A 16983-nucleotide genomic window follows, 5' to 3' on the forward strand; every position below is an offset into this window, starting at 1 on the left:
CGGCGAACCGGCAGATCGCTGTTAGAACTGGACCTTGGGCGCCTGGCGTTCCTGAGGCGTGGCATCGATGTTAAAGAATTCCGACGACTTGAAGCCGAATACGCCGGCTACGATATTGGACGGGAACATCTGAATCTTGTTGTTGAATCCCATCACGTTATCGTTATAGAATTGCCGGGCAAATGAGATTTTATTCTCAGTGGTGGTCAGTTCCTCCTGCAGGGCCAGGAAATTCTGGTTGGCCTTGAGTTCCGGATAGGCCTCAGCCACGGCCAGCAAGCCTTTCAGCGCCTGGGTCAGGAATCCTTCGGCCTGGGCTAATTCGCCGACCTTGCCGGCGGCGGACGCCTGCATGCAGGCCGAACGCGCCTTGGCGATATTTTCAAACGTGGTGTTCTCGTGCTTGGCATAGCCCTTGACCGCTTCGACCAGGTTGGGTATCAGGTCGTAGCGGCGTTTCAGTTGGACGTCAATCTGGGACCAGGCGTTCTTGACGATATTGCGCAGGGCCACCAGCCCATTATAGGTAACCACCAGCCACAGTAACACAATGACAGCCAGAATACCAGCGCCTATCAGATACCACATAAATTCCTCCTTTTAAGTCCCCGCCAACGGCGGGGAGTCTTATCCCGATAGTTTTTACCGGGAATAATTCAGCGGATTTAAGATGTTATATGCAATCGGATTCATCCGCCAAATCCGGTCGCAGGTTATTTTTTCGTTTCCTCCGGTTGTTTACGCTGGAACCAGAGCAGGTAGATAATCTCCAGAATACCAAGCGTATTGATAATAAGAATGGAAACAAACCAGCCCAGCTGGTTATTCCGGCCGCATTTCCACAGGGCAATGCCCTTCCAAACCAGAGACCAGGCGACGACAGCCAGGAATACGACTAATATTATGCCGGTTAACGCGAATTCCATAGCATGCCTCCTTTGTTACAGGGTGTTTGATATACTTATAGCAAAAAGCGTGCCAAAGTGAAGAAATAAGGGGTATTTTCCCGATTAGATAAATAACCTATTTAGATACTGATGTTATAACAAGAAAATTACCTGCATAGATTGTAGGTCGGTGTTTCTGATTGCCTGCGAGGCGTTCATTTCTGTACATTGTGTAACAAAGTGCACTCTTGGCTATTTCAGGGCCGGGTTGGCAGATTGTTTGGCTGAAATAATCATGCCGACAATCTTGCTGGTAATGGTCAGCCCAAGCTGGAGGACGCCCAGAATGATAAACACGCCGACAAATCGGATGCCCAGGGTGGCAAAGACGTAAATCCAATCAATGGTTCCGTCAGGATTCATTTTCCCGGCCTTTCTTTTATTTGAACATGGCGATAAACATACCGGCCGCGGCGGCCGTGCCGATGACGCCGGCTAGGTTCGGCCCCATGGCATGCATAATCAGGAAGTTCTTGGGGTTATATTGCTGGCCGACCACCTGCGCGACCCGGGCTGACATGGGCACGGCCGAAACGCCGGCCGAGCCGATGAGCGGGTTCATCCGGTTCTCTGGTTTCAGGAACAGGTTCATTACCTTGACGGTCAGGATGCCGCCGGCCGTGCAGACCGCGAAATCAATGATGCCCAAGCCGAATACTAGGAGCGGGGCCTTGGTCAGGAACTTTTCCGCCTGCATGGTGGCGCCGACCGAGATGCCCAGGAAGATGGTGACGATATTCATCAGGGCGTTCTGGGCCGTGTCGGTCAGCCGGCTGACCGCGCCGCTTTCCTTCATCAGGTTGCCGAACATAAACATGCCCATCAGCGGCATGACTGCCGGCACCAGGATGGAAATCAGGGTAGTGGCCAAAAGCGGGAAGATAATTTTTTCCGTTTTGGAGACCGGGCGCATCTGGCGCATGACAATCAGCTTCTCTTTTTTGGTGGTCAGCAGTCGCATAATGGGCGGTTGGATCAGCGGCACCAGGGCCATGTAGGAATAGGCGGCCAGGGCATTGGTGCCCAAGAGTTCCGGGGCCAGTTTCTGGGTCAGGTAGATGGTGGTCGGGCCGTCCGCGCCGCCGATGATGCCGATAGATGCGGCCTGCTGCAGGGTGAATCCGCCCAGGACAATCGAGCCGATAAAGGTGACAAATACGCCCAACTGAGCCCCAGCCCCGACCAGCATGGTCTTGGGGTTGGAAATCAGCGGGCCGAAGTCGGTCATGGCGCCCAAGCCCAGGAATATCACGCAGGGAATGAGCTCGGACATCTCAATGCCGTAATGGTAAAAAACCTGCAGGAGCTCCCTTTGCCCGTTTTCCGAAACCCCCATCAGGGGCGTGAGCGGGAAATTGACCAGGAAGATGCCGAAGCCGATGGGCAGCAGTAGCAGCGGCTCGAACTTTTTGACAATAGCTAAATAGATGAATAGCAGTCCGATGCACCACATGACCGGATATTGCCAGTTCATATGCAGTATCCCGGTCTGCTGGATGATGTTGTTAATCATGTCGATAATGCTGTTGCTTTGCATAATACGTTCTTTCTGTTTTCTTTCAGGGAAAAACCGTGCTATTTATAGTTTCGCCGGGAGATTTTGTCAAGGAATAACCATGGCAATAATCATCCTGTAATATCGGCATTAAGTTCTTTAGCCTTAAGCTTGAGGGCTTCGAATTCATTGAATCGCCGGCCGTGGTCGTGGCAGTAGTAAACGGATTTGTTATGCAGCAGCGGCTCGGCAAGAAGTTCCGGGTATTGAGTGAGTAATTTGACGAAGTCGGCGCTGCCCGGCACCGGAGAATACTGGGCCATTCTGACCTGCGCGCCGCAGCGATGAACAAATTCTATGGACCGGTCTATCTTGTCCAAGCCTTGGCCGGGCAGACCCATCAGGACATAGACCCCGATATTCTCTGAGGTGAACCAGGCTTCTTTTAGATAGGCAATCACGGTGGCGAGTTGTTCGGGCGAGGCCTTAGGCTCGTCCATACCCTCAAAACCCAGGCGGATGGTTTTGAAGTTTGCCTGATAGAGTTTTTGGGCCAGCGGTTTGTCAATATACCTGATATGCAGCCCGTTGGGCGTATGGAATCTCAGTTTCTTATTCAGCCCGCGCCGGATGATGCCGTCAAGGATAGGATGGATATGGGATTCGGTATTGACCAGCAGGGCGTCATCATAAAAGGCGATGTCGGTTACACCCAGGTGGTTTAGGTAATGTTCTATCTCGTCAACCACTTCATCTGGCGGTCGCTGGGTGAAGTTGGCGTTAAGTGACGAAGATGCGCCCCGATTAAGTCGGGACTCCGCTCCGGCTGCGCAGTAAGAGCAGTTGAATGGGCACCCACGCGAGGTGAGCATGGCGATGCTCTGGGGATTGCTATATAAATGGTAGGCGGGGTAATCAGTTGACTGGTGAGCTGTTAGATTGGGATGCGTAAGTTTGCGGGCGATATCGAGCATTGCCTCCTCGCCTAGCCCGGCAATGACATAATCAGCGCCGGAATTCTTGAGCGCGTGTTCATAGCAAAGCGTGGCATAGACGCCACCCAGAACTACGGGCGTATCGGCAAAGACCTGCTTGATATATTTAATGGTTTCGGAAGCGCCCTGATGCCAGTAGGTCATCATAGAGGTCACGCCGATAAGAGTCGGCGGGTCATCGGGCGAGGTGTCGTCTATCGCCATAAGCAGTTGCGTGAAGACCTCGGGCGGCATGCCGTATCTTTTATATTTACGCGGGATGTTTTGAAAATGGCAGGGCTTGGCGATTTCTTCGCTATGGAATTTACTGCAGCCGTATGGCCTGGGTATGTTGTTGTAATTAAGGCAGTCAATCAATTGCACCTTGAAGCCGTGATTTTTCAGATGCGAGGCGATATAAAGCAGCCCCAAAGGCTTGAGCCATAAATCATAAGCCGAAAAATCGTGTATCCAGGGATTGACCAGGATTATTTTCTTAGGGTTTTCCATATCGGCTTAAGAATGAATTCATAAATCGGCGGGGCAGCCAGGACGAATAAAAGGATAATGGTAAAAGGCAGGTTAGGATATTTTATCAGGGCGTCAATGGTGTCTGGTATCCTTGAGATGTTAAGCGGGGCGATGGTTCGGAGATAGAAGAATACAATCAGGCCGAAGATACGCAATAAACGCCACTGCTCGCGGTATTTCAATATCAGGTTCCAATCAAACCGGCCGAACGGCTCGGCCAGCCGGGCCGGCCATAAGCGCGGTATGATGCGCGGGACCAGCCGGCAGTATTCGTCGTATCTGGCGCCGAATTGGGTTCTCAGGAAACCCTCTTCTTTTCCTACCCGCCAGTTAATGACTATCAGGTAAAATATCGGTAGGTAAACGGCCGCCACGTAGATGTTGCGCGTGACCAAGCACAGCCCGACATCGACCAGGAAACTGCCCACATAAAACGGGTTGCGGACAAAACGATACGGTCCGGCCGTGATGAGCTTTTCCTGTTTGACCAGGTAGCCGGCCGATATGAAATGAATAATCTGGCCGATGATGATGGGAATGCTGCCGATGAGAATGGAATTAATATCCGGATAGGCCCAGACCAGAAGAATGATGATGAATATGGCGCGCAACCGGGTTCGTATTTTTAGCATAATAAATAATTACACCTTGTCTCTGGCCCTGAAGGTCTTGGGGCTGAAAAACCACCATTTCCTGATGGCCCAGAACCGCTTGAGATACTTCTTTTCCTCGGCCGTCATTTTGTCCGGGAAATAGCGGTTCTTGAACTTCAATAAACTGCCCTTGTCAATCAGGCGGAGATAATCAAAGAATACACGTGAAAGTGAGACCGCGGGCCTGAGATACAGGGCGTTGGCAAAGTCAATGATATAGGGTGTAAAATCAGCCGTAATCAGAATGTTTTTCCGCTGGGCCAAATCAAGATGCACCACGCAGCGCTTATGGATTTCCGCAATCAGGACTTCTAATTTTCTGATTATCGCATAAGGCAATTCACCTTCTTTAAACTTATTAAGGAATTTGCCTTCAATATATTCGATTAATAAACCGTTATGGGTCTTGCGAATGGCGTCGGGAATGCCTCTGATGCCCTGAAGCCGGCCCAGGATGGCAAACTCATTATTAACCATCACGTCTCCCCAGGTTTTTCTCACCCAGACCGGCCGGTCTGAATAATCCTTCCAGATGACCTTTTTGCCTTTATGCAGGATTAATTTTACAGCCGGGGTCAGGATGGATTTATCCTTGATGACTTCAAGAATTTGCGGTTTCAGTATGGCATCCATAATTTAATTATAATCGCGACCGTGCCGACCAGGACGGCAAATCCGACCTGGACCTCCTGATTTTCCCAGAATACCCGCCAGGTCCACGATTTTGGCGCGCCGGACTTGTAGGATGTTAACCGGCGCGGGATATAATCCGGAACATTCTTGTCGTAATCCGCGTAGGCCGGACCGAACTTTTCTATCAGCCGGGTGCTTTCTATCCGGCGCTTGGTCGGGATATACACCAGCATAAAGGCCACCAGTTCCACTAATATGATATAGAGGATATACGGGTTTATGGCCAGCATATTGAATCCCATCAGGATAACAAAAGAGCCGGCATACATCGGATTCTTGATATAGCCGTACGGACCGCTGGTGGTCAGGTTCTTGTTCTTCTCCAGATGCCCGGTGGCCCAGATGCGCAGAATTTCACCAAATGTTATCAGAGCCAGCCCGCTGATAAGATAGGGCAGGTAAGATACCCCGCTCTTGGTGGCCGGCAGGGACGGTTCGGACAAATATATCAACACCCCGGCGGTCAGGAGCACGAACAGGAATCGCTGATTGACCTTCTGGAGTCGCTTCTTAAGATTCATAAATACGGTCTAAAATATTTCACTAATACTGGCCACCCCGGTTTTCCTCTATTATCCTACTAACTGACAGGATGAACCGCAAACTTTTCAGATGGTTATTTTATCCGGTCTTTTCTGTAATATGTTTACCTGACTTATATAGCATAAAACAACAGTAAGACAAGAAATGATTGGTTGCCTGAAGTAAACGGGATGGTATATTTGGTTGCGCAAACGCAAAACAGTTACGCTCTGTTAAAGGCGGTATTAATTGCCGGCCCGGGTAATGAAAATGGCTCGTATAAAATTGTTATTTAGGTAATTGTTTCTTCCATTCTTCAATTAGCCTTTGTATTTCAGGATAGTTTGGGTTTATCTTAAGGGCTGTCTCGCCATCCTTGATGGCCTCGGTATATCTGCCCAAATTCGCATAGGCATTGGCCCGGTTGTGATATGGCGTGGCATCATTCGGGGATAATAATATCGCCTTGCTGAAATCGCCGACGGCCCGGTCAAATTGTCTGTCGCTCATATAAACGATCCCCCGTTGATTATATACCTCGAGGTCATTGGGACTTGATTTTATTGCCGCGCTCAGGTCGTTAATGGCCAGCGCTTTTTCACCCCTGTCATAATATAGGCGGCCGCGTTGTTTATGGACGCTGTCATAACCCGGCCTCAGTTCTAGGGCTTTATTAAAGTCAGTCAGGGCCGATTTATGATTTCCGCTTTGATAATAAGCCCCGCCCCGGTTGCAGTATAAAACGGCGTCGGTCGGATACAATGATATGGCTGTGGTAAAGTCGCTGATGGCCAGGTCGAAGGATTTCTTGTTCAGATAGATAACTCCTCTCATATTGTACGAATCTATGTCGTTGGGGACTAATTTTATTGCCATGCTGAAATCACTTAGGGCCGGGTCTTTCTCGCCCTTATCGTAATAGAGATGCCCGCGCTTTTTATAGGCGATAACAAAATCCGGGTTGAGTTCTATCGCCCTGTCAAAATCAGCCATGGCCCTGGTGAAATCTTTTTTCCGGTAATAAACCTCTCCGCGATTGAAATAGGCTTCTGCGCAATCCGGTTTTAATTCCGTGGCTTTGTTAAAGTCCGCTATTGCCCGGCCATAATTGTTTTTATAAAAATAAATGTTGCCGCGCCCCAAATAGGCTCTCTCATAATCCGGCTTGAGATCGATTGTTTTATTATAGTCGGCATCGGCGCGGTCCAGGTTGCCGTTGCTGTAATAGGCGTTAGCCCGGTTATAATAGAGGTTGGCGTCTTCCGGGGCCAATGAGATGGCCTTGGTGAAATCAGTAATCGCCCGGTCAAAATTACCTTGAGTTACATATATCAACCCACGCCGGCAATAGACGTAGGTATCATTCGGGTTTAATTCAATGGCCCGGCCGGAATCGCTCAGGCACTGCTCTGTCTTGCCCTGGTCATAATAAATCAGAGACCGGGCGCTGTAAGCGTCCGGATAATTAGGCTTGAGTTCTATGGCCCTGGTGTAATCGGCCAGCGCCCGGGCGTTATCGCCCGTATAATAATATGCGTCGCCCAGCCATTTGTAGGCCTCTGCAAAGTCTGGTTTTATCTTTATCGCCGTGGTCATATCGGCAATCGCCCTAGCAAACTCTTTTTTATGGGCAAAGATATTGCCGCGTTCCACATAAGCGTCCGCACAATCAGGTTTGAGTTCTATGACCTTGGTATAATCGGCAATCGCCTGTTCAGGGTCGCCCTTTCTGGTATAAGTTCCAGCCCGTTCATAGTATGACTCCTGCGTATTAAAGCCCAGTTCTATTGATCGGGTGTAATCGGTAATCGCTTGTTCCAGTTTGCCTTTGCTGGTGTATAACCCGGCGCGGTAATAATATGCGTCCTTTGAATCCTTGTTGATTTCTATGGCCTTGGTGTAGTCATTGATGGCATTGTCAAAATCATTCATCTTGATGAAAACAAACCCGCGTTCAATATAAAGCCCGGCGTTGTTTGGCTTGAGTTCTATAATCCTGGTCCAGTCGGCAATTGACCGCTTAAAATTACCGGTTACATAATAAATATTTGCCCGATATTTATAAAATGAAGCGTCGGCCGGGCTTAACTTTATCGCTTCATTCCAGTCAGCCAGGGCCAGCGTGTAATTGCCCCTTTCAAAATAAACGCCGGCCCGGCCGGCGTAGGCTTCTTCTTCTGGCTCGAATTCTATGGCCTTGGTGTAATCTGCAATCGCCTTGTCAAAAAGTCCCTGCTGGCGGTAATAACTCGCCCGGTCTTTATAAACCGGCGTATAATCAGGCTTGAGTTCTAGCGCCCTGTCAAAATCAGCCATGGCCCGGTTAAATTCGCCCATATGCAGATAGACCAGGCCTCGTTCATAATACGACAGGACGTCGTTAACCCTGAGTTCTATTGCCCTGGTATAATCGGCGATGGACTTGCCTGTTTCCCCCTGCTTGAAAAATGTAAAGGCGCGGTGGTAATAACCGTCCGCCAAATCAGGGTAGAGTTCAATGGATTTATTAAAGTCAACCAGCGCTGCCGGGAAATTACCGGTGTTCATTTCAATCAGCCCCCGGGCGTAATATCCGTAATAACTCTCGGGCGCTAGTTCCACCACCTTTTTGAAATCCGGGATAGCGCCGGGTTTGTTACCGCGGATGTCGGAGGTGATATAGCCTCGTTCATAATAGGGCGGCACCAGCAGCGGATTAACCTCGATGGCCCGGCTGAACGACTCAAACGCCTGGTCATAATCCTTCTTGTCATATTTATAGATGTACCCCTTTTCCTGCCAGGCCTCGGCGAACGACGGGTCTGTCTCCAGGGCTTTCTGGCATATCCTTATCTTCTCGTCCGGGTTAAGGGTACCGATTCTCAGCGCACCCATCAGTTTTACTGCCGCGTTTCGTTTCTCTTTGTATTGCTCGCAGGTTTTTAGTAAATCATTGATTTCTTTATCGCCGTTTGAAAGGGCTAATATTTTATTGCACGATGCCATGGTCGTCTCGTAATCCTTAGTGGCAAACGCATTGCGGGCATCCCGGCGGTAGTTTTCTATCTGGTGCCTAGTATGGGCCGAGGAAATCAGGAACCAGGTTGACACGGTCAGCAACATCACCGTTGCCCCGATAATTGCTAAACTGGCGGCCTTGTTCCGCTTGGCCTTTCGGATAAGCTTGGTCAATCGGCCGATCGGCCGGGCATTGATGGCCTCGCCTTCAAAGAACCGCTTCAAATCATTGACTAATTCCTGCGCTGTCTGGTAGCGCCGGTCCGGCTCTTTCTCCAGGCATTTCAGGCAAATCGTTTCCAGGTCGCGGTGCAGGTTGCGCACTATGCTGGTCGGCGTCACCGGGTCTTTGGTTACCACCCGGTTCAACACCTGGTAAAGGTCTGTGTCCTTAAACGGCGAGGCGCCGGTCAGCCCATGATACAGCGTGGCGCCTAGCGAGAAGATATCGCTCCGGACGCCGATTTTGTCCTTCTCGCCCCGGGCCTGTTCCGGCGACATATAATCCGGCGTGCCCAGGATGCTGCCGCTTAAGGTCAGCGAACGTTCCAGTCCGGACTGTTCCTTGGCTAATCCGAAATCTGTCAGAAAGGCCCGGTTGTTTTTGTCTATCAGGATATTGGACGGTTTGATATCGCGATGGATGACGCCTTCGGAATTGGCGTAATGGAGGGCCGAGGCGATATTGCAGATTATTTCAGCCGCGCCCCGGGGCGTTAGTTTCTTATCTGCTATCAAATCATCCATCGAGCCGCCATCCACGTATTCCATGGTGAAAAAGTGGTATTTGCCCTGGGTACCGACCTCGTAGATTTGCACGATATTAGGATGCTTCAGCTTGGCCGAGGTCCTGACCTCGCGGATGAACCGGCTGGTGGCCTCGATGCCTTCCAGGGTCATAATCTTCAAGGCCACCTTGCGGTTCAGCACAGGGTCATTGGCCAGGTACACGATGCCCATCCCACCTTGGCCCAGTTTTTTCTCCAACTGGTATCTGCCGAAAATCTCGCCGATATCGCTGGGCGTAATTGTCTCGGCCGGCGTCTCGGACAAGAGAACCGTTCGGTCCAGATGGCTTGCCCAGGGTTTGAGATAAGGGTGGTCTTTTAATTGAGCCGCTTGTTCCGGATTCTGCTCCCGGAATTGGATTGTCTCCGGGCTGTTCCACCAGGCGCGGAAATCATCCGCGTTTTGGAATTCCCTTATGTTTAGGTTCTCTATGCCCATATAAAATATATAACATAGAAATGTTACTGATACAAGAAACTTAGTAACCACAGATTTCGCTAACGCGGTTACTGCGGTGTTCACAGATAGGCACAGATTTTTCATACAAACTGTAATTGGTGTAATCAACGAAACCTATGGTTTAATCTTTCTTCTGCAGCGAAAAATGGTTGACTGCCCGGCAACAGGATGTATATTTGGGATATGCAGTTGATACAAAACAGTTACGCGCCGTTAAAGAGGGTGTTGATGCATCGGCCGGGTGATGAAATCAAACTGGTCACCAAACAAAGCGCCGGATATTTCTCCTTTACCTCGCCGGTCAACCTGGATAAATTCCAATATCAATACGATTGTTTCCTTAAAGCCTTGCGGGATTACCGGGTCGAGCCAGTTCTTATTGGCGAAGTTCTCAAGGATGACAAGGATGCGCAGGCCTACATCGCTCGGCGGCCCAATGTGTTATATACCCGTGATTTAGCCGTGACCATCGGTAGGGGTATTGTTTTGATGAGTATGGGTATGAAGTGCCGTAAGTGGGATACCCATCTGGTGCGAAAAGTGGCTGAGAAACTCCGTATCCCAATCATGAGCGAAATGGTGCCGGACGGTATATTAGAAGGCGGCGGCGTTGAATTCATCACGAACCGGATCCTGGCGGCCGGCCTGTGCGACCGGGCCAACGAAATCGCCCTGGTCAAACTTAAAGACCTGATTCTTGGCACCGGGGCGGACGAGATTGTTTTTATCATGATGCCTGAAGGCGTGGTGCATATTGACGGCTATTTCCTGCCGGTGGATGAGGATATTGTTATTGCCAATCCTGAATACCTCAATCGTTATCCCTGCGTGGTCTATCGCTCAGGTCGGAAGCCCAGATATACCTATTTCATGGACTATCTTAAATCAAAGAAGATGGACATTATTGAAATAACCCATGAAGAGGGCTGTAACTGCGCGGCTAACTATATCCAGGTCGGGCCCCGCAAACTGGTCGGCTACGAAGGCAACAAGCGAGTGGAAAAAGAGATCAGAAAACGGGGCGGTCAGGTTATTACCTTCCCGGGTAGCGAGTTGATTAAAGGCAAGGGCGGCCCGCATTGCATGACCTGCCCGTTGGAGCGCTTATGAAAACGCGGATGTTTCTTCTGTTATTCTCTGTGATATTTGTTTTCTCCACGGCCTGTAGCGGATTCGTGGACCGGCGCAAGGAACTCAAGAACTGCGACTTTGCTATCAAGAACGCCCGGATAGAAAACATCGGCCTGACCTCCCTGACCCTGAAACTGACCGTGGATATCTATAACCCCAACCGGATAGACGTAATTCTGGACAAGCTGGATGTGGATATCTGGATTAATGACAACTATGTCGGCAAGAGCGTCAACGAGCAGAAGCGGGAGATAAAGATCGGAACATCCGAGAACGTGGAACTGATATTTCACATTGACTATACCGGCGCGTATAAGATCTACAAGGACATCAAGAAAGGCGAAAAACCGCAGTATCGGTTCAAAGGCAACGTTTATTTCAGCACAATTTTCGGCGACATTGCATTCCCGTTCGAGAAGAAGAGTTAGGATTTCTATACTAAAGCATTCTTGTTACTTTATTCTGGGCTCTTTTCCAATTTAATCTCATTAACCGTGCCGAATTCGCTCAACGGCTTATCAAACTTCTTGCTGTCGCCGACTACCAGCAGGATGTAATCCTCCGGATTGAGATATTTCTTGGCCGCCTCGCGGATGTCTTCCCGGGTGACCTTCATGATATTATCTCGATAGGTGGGCAGATAGTTGTCCGGCAGGCCGATATGTTCTATATACATATATTGCTCCACCACCCGAACCGGGTTCTCAAACCTGAAGACAAATCCGTTCAGGGTGCCTTCCTTGGTGTTCTTCAATTCCTCTTCGCCCACCAGGTTGGTCTGTATATTCTTTATCTCGGCCAGGATGATGGAGATGACCTGGGCCACGGATTCGTTCTTGGTCGGGGTGTAGGCAACGAACATCCCGGTATCTCTGGACAGGGTGAAATAGGAGCCTACGTCATAGGCCAGTCCGCGCTGTTCCCGAATCTGGTCGTAGAGCCGGGAGACCGACGAGCCGCCCAGGATGGCATTCATCATGATTATCTTGAAATAGTCCGGGTTCAGCCGCTCGATGCCCAGATGCCCGATTTCAATCACGGACTGATTGACCTCTTTGTTAATCAGGTTGACGGATTTGGAGAAGGTGCGCGATAAGGGCTTGTTCGGGAACCAGTGTTTCGGTGTTTGTAAACGGACTTCCTTAAAGGCATCAGTCAATCGCGCTATCATATCATTTTTTTTCATATTGCCAACTACGCCAATCAGCATCTTGGAAATATCGAAGTATTCTCTATGGAATTTCATGAGGTCGGAAACATTGATATTGGCCAGGGTCTCGGTAGTGCCCTGTATCTCATTACCGAAGGGATGGTTTGGATAGACGAGTTTCCGGAATTCCCGGCCGGCAATGGCGCTGGGTTCGTCGTTCTGACGGCGGATGGATTCCAGAATCCGGGCCTTTTCCTTTTCTAACTTGTCCTCTGGGAATGCTGGATTGAACAGGATTTCATTGAGGATGTCCAGACATTCAGACAAATCACGGTTCAGAAACGAGAATTTCAAATCCACCTCCTCGTAATAGGCTGAGACGGATAATTCGGCGGACATAAATTCCAGTTTCTCGTCCAGCGTCTCGGCTGGGTATTTGGCGGTGCCACCGGTGCGCATCAGCCGGGCCACCAGATTGGCTGTGCCGGACTTGCCGGGCTCGTCCTGGACCGCGCCATTGCGAATCAATACTTTAATGGTAATCAGGGGCAGTTCATTGTCCTCCAGCAGATAGGTAATTAATCCGTTGGACAGCACGGTCCGGTCCGGCTTGGGGATTTTCACCTCCAGGGCCGGGAAGGTGAGTTGGTCCGGATGCGCCACCTTGGATGATTTTGGCGTTGGTTTGTGGATGTCCAAGTTAGGACTGTTAGAGCAACCGATCATAAGCAAGAATAATCCTAATAGTAATACGCGCTTTAACATAGATTTCCTTTCATCTTATCTGTGCCCATCTGCGTTTATCTGCGGTTCTGTTTTCTTCTTCGTTACCATGGTTCCCACGGTCCGCTTGGTCGGCACGAAGTATTTATTGGCCGCAGCCATGATATCCTGGGCCGTGACCTTCTGGCAGTTGGGCAGCCAGTCCAGCAGGTAGCGCCAAGAGGAGGAGATTTCGTTGCCGCCGATGCGCTCGGCCATTCCGTCATTGGAATTCAGGCCGCGCAGGAAGCCGACCTCGCAATTATTCTTGGCCCGCTGGAGTTCCAGGTCAGTGACCGGCTCTTTCTTCAAGAGTTCCAGCTCTTCATAGACCGCCTGCTCGACTTCGGTCGCGGTAAAAGGCGCCTGGGGCATGGCGTAGATGCCGAAGAATCCGATGTCCTTCTGGGCGCTATTAAAGGCGTCGATATTCAAGCACATCTTTTTATCCAGGACCAGTTTTCGGTAGAAACGCGAGGTCCGGCCGTCGCTTAATATATTGCTGATGATGTCAAAGACATAGTCGTCTTTCTGGCCGACGGTTACGCCTTTATAACCGATGACCAGCCGGGGCTGGGATTCAACCTCCACAACAACCCGGCGTTCGCCGAACTGTTCCGGCTCCACGGTAGTGACCGGGGCCACCGGCGTGCCGGCCGGGATATTCTCAAAATAGCGTTTCATCAGCCGGATGACCTCATCGGACTTGACATCGCCGACGATGACGGCAATAGCGTTATTGGGCGCGTAGAAGCGCTTAAAATAATCCTCCACCTGGCTCCGTTTGAGCGATTCTATGTCCGAGCGCCAGCCGATAATCGGCCGGTAATAAGGGTGAGCCTTGAACATGGTGCAGATGAATTCCTCCCAGAACAGGCCGCCCGGATTATCCTCGGAACGAGTCCGGCGCTCTTCCAATACCGTGTCGCGTTCTTCGTAGAATCCCCGCAGGACCGGATTGGTCAGATGGTCTGATTCCAGCCAGGCCCAGAGTTCCAGTTTGTTGGCCGGCAGCTGGCAGTAATAATTGGTGGTGTATTGTGAGGTCGAGGCGTTCAGGTCCTGGGCGCCGTTTTTCTCGTAGAGCAGGGTGTATTCCTTGGCAATCATATATGATTGGAGCGCCTGGGAGACTTGCTTTAGCTCCTCTTCCAGTGTTTTTATTTCCATATCCTCGGCGCTGGGCTTGTCCACCGGGCGCGATTGCTTCAGCTTAGCCAGCGTTTCCAGCCGTTCCATTATTTCATCCTGGCGTTTGGTCAGTTCCAGTTCCTTCCGATAGTTGGTGGTGCCGATGGTGTGAGTGCCTTTGAAGAGCAGGTGCTCGAGCAGATGGGCGATGCCGCTCTGGCCGGTCGGTTCGTGGACTGAGCCGACCCGGAAATAGACGTAACAGGCCACGGTCGGGGCGTTGTGGCGCTCCAGTATCAGCACCTTCATCCCGTTTTTGAGCACGTGCTCTTTGACGTCAATCTTGACGCTGGTATTTTCTTCAGCGGCGATATTAAATCCGAAACATAACAGGAATATACCCAGCGCCAGAAATGTTAATAGCTTAATTTTCATGTCAATCGTCTTTCTTTTCTTACTGCCAGTTTAAGTTCTTCTGGGATAAATTCCACGAATTACCGGCAGTTGGACCCGCCAAAGCTTTAGCGTAGGCGGGAATTCCGTTATCTATTTTGCTTCGTTTTCCTTTTCTTTATCAGGTTGTTGATGGGGCGGGGTCAAAACGCCGCCGGACATGATTATCCTGATGGCTTCATCAATTGTCATGTTTAAGTAAATAATTTTATCTTCCGGGACGAACAGGGTGAATCCGGTAAACGGGGCCGGCGAGGTCGGTACGAATACGGTGATGATTTTCTGTCCGGTTTTCTCGCGCAGGTCCTTTAGGCCGTCTGCCGTGATAAATCCGGTGGCATAAATCCCGGCATGCGGGAATTCTACGGCCACCACGGACTTGAATTCGGTCTTTTTCTCGATGGAAATAAAGGTGTCGATGAATTGTCGGGCATAAGGATAGACCTCTTTGATAATCGGGAAACGGGTCATAATCCAGATTTCTATGCCCTTAAATAGCTTCTTGCCTAAGAACGAGGCGGTAAAATATCCGACCAGATAGATAATGATAATAACAATCGGGAATCCGAAGATGGCATTCCAGACAGGCGTCTTGTCGATTCCCAAGCTGGCCATGTCTATTATGGAATCGATTATGGATAGAATGGTATAACCCAATGGCTGGGCGATATTATTATTGACAAACCTAAAGGCAATCAGTAATAGGAAAAGAGTTATCATGGTGGGCAGCAGGATTATTAGTCCCCTGACAAACAGACCTCTTTTTTTATCAGACATATTTTATCTCCAATCCCCTCTATTAAGACAAGAGGAGCCGGGGTGTGTTACCCCTTAATTACTCCCAGTGGCTTGAATCTTGCCACCTTTTTACTAATCCCGGCTATTTCCATCACCTCGACCACATCATTCACGTCCTTATAAGCCGCGGGCATTTCCTCGGCCAGCGCCTCGCGGCTCTTGGTCATGACCATCACGCCCAGTGATTCCATTTCCTTGAACAGATTTCGGCCCTGGCTTTTCCTGAGCATAGCCGAACGGCTGGCCACCCGGCCGGCGCCGTGGCAGGTGCTGCCGAAGGTATTCTTCATCGCCTCGTCAGTGCCCACGCACAGGAAGGAATTGCGTCCCATATCGCCCGGCACCAGGACCGGTTGTCCGATGGCCTGGTAATCCTTAGGCACGTCCGGATGATGGGGCGCAAAGGCCCGGGTGGCGCCCTTGCGGTGCACGCATAATTTCTTCTTTACTCCTCCTACGTCATGCTCCTCTATCTTGGCGATATTGTGGCAGACGTCATAAATCAATTCTGCTCCGAGTTCCTTCGGGCCCATGTTGAGCGACTTCATCAGTGATTCCCTGACCAGGTGCATCATCACCTGGCGGTTGACCCAGGCGTAATTGGCCGCGCAGGCCATGGCTGCCAGATATTCCCGTCCTTCATCCGAATCCACTGGCGCGCAAGCCAGTTGCCGGTCGGGTAGATTAATCCCATATTTCTGCGCCGCCTTCAACAATTTACGCACATAATCGTCGCAGACCTGGTAGCCCAGGCCGCGCGAGCCGGAATGAATCTGAATTACAATCATATCCGGTTCCAGGCCGAAGACCCGAGCCATTTCCGGCCGGTATATCTCTACGACTTTATCTATTTCCAGGAAATGGTTGCCGGAGCCGAGCGTACCGACCTGGGGCAGTCCGCGTTTGATGGCCGTTTCGCTGACCATAGCCGGGTCAGCGTCCGGGATGACGCCATTGTCCTCGATATGGGTCAGGTCTTCCTTGTAACCGTAACCTTGGGTGATTGCCCATTTGGCGCCTTGAGTCAGGAGCCGGTGTTCCTTTTCGGGATTCAATTTCGGGATGGCGCCGGCTGAACCTATGCCGGACGGAACCGCATAAAAGAGCGCTGAAAGAATTTCCTTAAGCCGTGGTTGGATATCCTTGACGAAGAGATTGGTGCGCATCAGGCGCACGCCGCAGTTGATGTCATAGCCTACCCCGCCCGGGGAGATCACGCCGCCCTTGTCAATATCAAATGCCGCCACGCCGCCGATAGGGAATCCGTAGCCCCAGTGGATGTCCGGCATGGCCAACGAATAATTGACAATCCCGGGCAGGCAGGCCACATTGGCTACCTGTTCCGGGCTCTTATCCTCGCCGACCGTTTCCATGAGTTTGCCTGATGCGTAGATCCGGCCCGGCACGTTCATGTTCCCGGATTGCGGTATCTCCCAGAGATAATCAGTAATTTTGTTGAGTTTCATAGTGTTATTTATTATAATCGCTGTTATTAGAA

15 protein-coding genes are annotated in these 16983 nt (G+C 50.5%); 2 read left to right on the forward strand and 13 right to left on the reverse strand.

All coding sequences use genetic code 11. The features are described 5' to 3' along the window. Nucleotides 1-21 precede the first annotated feature (21 nt). The 9 genes from HZA49_08655 to HZA49_08695 all read right to left on the reverse strand — a co-directional run bounded on the left by HZA49_08655 (nucleotide 22) and on the right by HZA49_08695 (nucleotide 10039). The gene (locus tag HZA49_08655) at nucleotides 22-588 is read right to left on the reverse strand and encodes a LemA family protein (GenBank protein ID MBI5779509.1); all 567 of its coding nucleotides are present in this window, start codon (nucleotides 586-588) and stop codon (nucleotides 22-24) included. 125 nt (nucleotides 589-713) lie between these two features. After that, nucleotides 714-926: a hypothetical protein gene (locus HZA49_08660; GenBank protein MBI5779510.1), complete on the reverse strand. Its 213-nt coding sequence runs from the start codon at nucleotides 924-926 to the stop codon at nucleotides 714-716. Nucleotides 927-1139: 213 nt separating this feature from the next. Beyond that, a complete protein-coding gene (locus HZA49_08665; protein ID MBI5779511.1) occupies nucleotides 1140-1310 on the reverse strand; it encodes a hypothetical protein in 171 nt (56 codons plus the stop codon). A gap of 16 nt (nucleotides 1311-1326) precedes the next feature. Then, entirely contained in the window at nucleotides 1327-2484 is a 1158-nt protein-coding gene (locus HZA49_08670) for a sodium ion-translocating decarboxylase subunit beta (protein ID MBI5779512.1), read from the reverse strand. Nucleotides 2485-2573: 89 nt separating this feature from the next. Continuing rightward, nucleotides 2574-3926 (reverse strand): cobalamin B12-binding domain-containing protein, encoded by a 1353-nt coding sequence (locus HZA49_08675; protein ID MBI5779513.1) that lies wholly within the window; start codon nucleotides 3924-3926, stop codon nucleotides 2574-2576. Then, nucleotides 3905-4579, reverse strand: a complete 675-nt coding sequence (locus tag HZA49_08680; GenBank protein MBI5779514.1) for an isoprenylcysteine carboxylmethyltransferase family protein — start codon at nucleotides 4577-4579, stop codon at nucleotides 3905-3907. The genes HZA49_08675 and HZA49_08680 overlap by 22 nt, the downstream gene beginning before the upstream one ends. A 9-nt stretch (nucleotides 4580-4588) precedes the next feature. Beyond that, complete coding sequence (locus tag HZA49_08685; protein ID MBI5779515.1) at nucleotides 4589-5233, reverse strand: hypothetical protein; 645 nt, start codon at nucleotides 5231-5233, stop codon at nucleotides 4589-4591. Next, the gene (locus tag HZA49_08690) at nucleotides 5218-5814 is read right to left on the reverse strand and encodes an isoprenylcysteine carboxylmethyltransferase family protein (protein ID MBI5779516.1); all 597 of its coding nucleotides are present in this window, start codon (nucleotides 5812-5814) and stop codon (nucleotides 5218-5220) included. The genes HZA49_08685 and HZA49_08690 overlap by 16 nt, the downstream gene beginning before the upstream one ends. 289 nt (nucleotides 5815-6103) lie before the next feature. Beyond that, on the reverse strand, nucleotides 6104-10039 hold the full coding sequence (locus HZA49_08695; GenBank protein MBI5779517.1) for a tetratricopeptide repeat protein: 3936 nt from the start codon (nucleotides 10037-10039) through the stop codon (nucleotides 6104-6106). 204 nt (nucleotides 10040-10243) lie between these two features. Between HZA49_08695 and HZA49_08700 the strand changes: the two genes are divergently transcribed. Together HZA49_08700 and HZA49_08705 are read left to right on the forward strand one after the other, a co-directional pair. Further along, nucleotides 10244-11170 (forward strand): hypothetical protein, encoded by a 927-nt coding sequence (locus tag HZA49_08700; GenBank protein MBI5779518.1) that lies wholly within the window; start codon nucleotides 10244-10246, stop codon nucleotides 11168-11170. An 8-nt stretch (nucleotides 11171-11178) separates the two neighbouring features. Continuing rightward, nucleotides 11179-11619, forward strand: a complete 441-nt coding sequence (locus tag HZA49_08705; protein ID MBI5779519.1) for an LEA type 2 family protein — start codon at nucleotides 11179-11181, stop codon at nucleotides 11617-11619. Nucleotides 11620-11648: 29 nt separating this feature from the next. Here HZA49_08705 and HZA49_08710 read toward each other — a convergent pair whose 3' ends face one another. The 4 genes from HZA49_08710 to HZA49_08725 form a co-directional block, all read right to left on the reverse strand. Next, on the reverse strand, nucleotides 11649-13106 hold the full coding sequence (locus HZA49_08710) for an insulinase family protein (protein MBI5779520.1): 1458 nt from the start codon (nucleotides 13104-13106) through the stop codon (nucleotides 11649-11651). Nucleotides 13107-13121: 15 nt separating this feature from the next. After that, nucleotides 13122-14669, reverse strand: a complete 1548-nt coding sequence (locus tag HZA49_08715; GenBank protein MBI5779521.1) for an insulinase family protein — start codon at nucleotides 14667-14669, stop codon at nucleotides 13122-13124. A 111-nt stretch (nucleotides 14670-14780) separates the two neighbouring features. Continuing rightward, nucleotides 14781-15464, reverse strand: a complete 684-nt coding sequence (locus HZA49_08720; protein ID MBI5779522.1) for a DUF502 domain-containing protein — start codon at nucleotides 15462-15464, stop codon at nucleotides 14781-14783. A gap of 47 nt (nucleotides 15465-15511) precedes the next feature. Further along, the gene (locus HZA49_08725) at nucleotides 15512-16951 is read right to left on the reverse strand and encodes an RtcB family protein (protein ID MBI5779523.1); all 1440 of its coding nucleotides are present in this window, start codon (nucleotides 16949-16951) and stop codon (nucleotides 15512-15514) included. Nucleotides 16952-16983 lie beyond the last annotated feature (32 nt).

The sequence above is a fragment of the Planctomycetota bacterium genome (genome assembly GCA_016235865.1).
GTDB lineage: Bacteria > Planctomycetota > MHYJ01 > JACQXL01 > JACQXL01 > JACRIK01.

Coding starts and splice junctions, on each gene's coding strand:
- HZA49_08710 (MBI5779520.1), bottom strand. CDS start 13,106: ATGTTAAAGCGCGTATTACTATTAGGATTATTCTTGCTTATGATCGGT.
- HZA49_08685 (MBI5779515.1), bottom strand. CDS start 5,233: ATGGATGCCATACTGAAACCGCAAATTCTTGAAGTCATCAAGGATAAA.
- HZA49_08720 (MBI5779522.1), bottom strand. CDS start 15,464: ATGTCTGATAAAAAAAGAGGTCTGTTTGTCAGGGGACTAATAATCCTG.
- HZA49_08670 (MBI5779512.1), bottom strand. CDS start 2,484: ATGCAAAGCAACAGCATTATCGACATGATTAACAACATCATCCAGCAG.
- HZA49_08715 (MBI5779521.1), bottom strand. CDS start 14,669: ATGAAAATTAAGCTATTAACATTTCTGGCGCTGGGTATATTCCTGTTA.
- HZA49_08665 (MBI5779511.1), bottom strand. CDS start 1,310: ATGAATCCTGACGGAACCATTGATTGGATTTACGTCTTTGCCACCCTG.
- HZA49_08700 (MBI5779518.1), top strand. CDS start 10,244: ATGCAGTTGATACAAAACAGTTACGCGCCGTTAAAGAGGGTGTTGATG.
- HZA49_08695 (MBI5779517.1), bottom strand. CDS start 10,039: ATGGGCATAGAGAACCTAAACATAAGGGAATTCCAAAACGCGGATGAT.
- HZA49_08705 (MBI5779519.1), top strand. CDS start 11,179: ATGTTTCTTCTGTTATTCTCTGTGATATTTGTTTTCTCCACGGCCTGT.
- HZA49_08675 (MBI5779513.1), bottom strand. CDS start 3,926: ATGGAAAACCCTAAGAAAATAATCCTGGTCAATCCCTGGATACACGAT.
- HZA49_08680 (MBI5779514.1), bottom strand. CDS start 4,579: ATGCTAAAAATACGAACCCGGTTGCGCGCCATATTCATCATCATTCTT.
- HZA49_08725 (MBI5779523.1), bottom strand. CDS start 16,951: ATGAAACTCAACAAAATTACTGATTATCTCTGGGAGATACCGCAATCC.
- HZA49_08690 (MBI5779516.1), bottom strand. CDS start 5,814: ATGAATCTTAAGAAGCGACTCCAGAAGGTCAATCAGCGATTCCTGTTC.
- HZA49_08655 (MBI5779509.1), bottom strand. CDS start 588: ATGTGGTATCTGATAGGCGCTGGTATTCTGGCTGTCATTGTGTTACTG.
- HZA49_08660 (MBI5779510.1), bottom strand. CDS start 926: ATGGAATTCGCGTTAACCGGCATAATATTAGTCGTATTCCTGGCTGTC.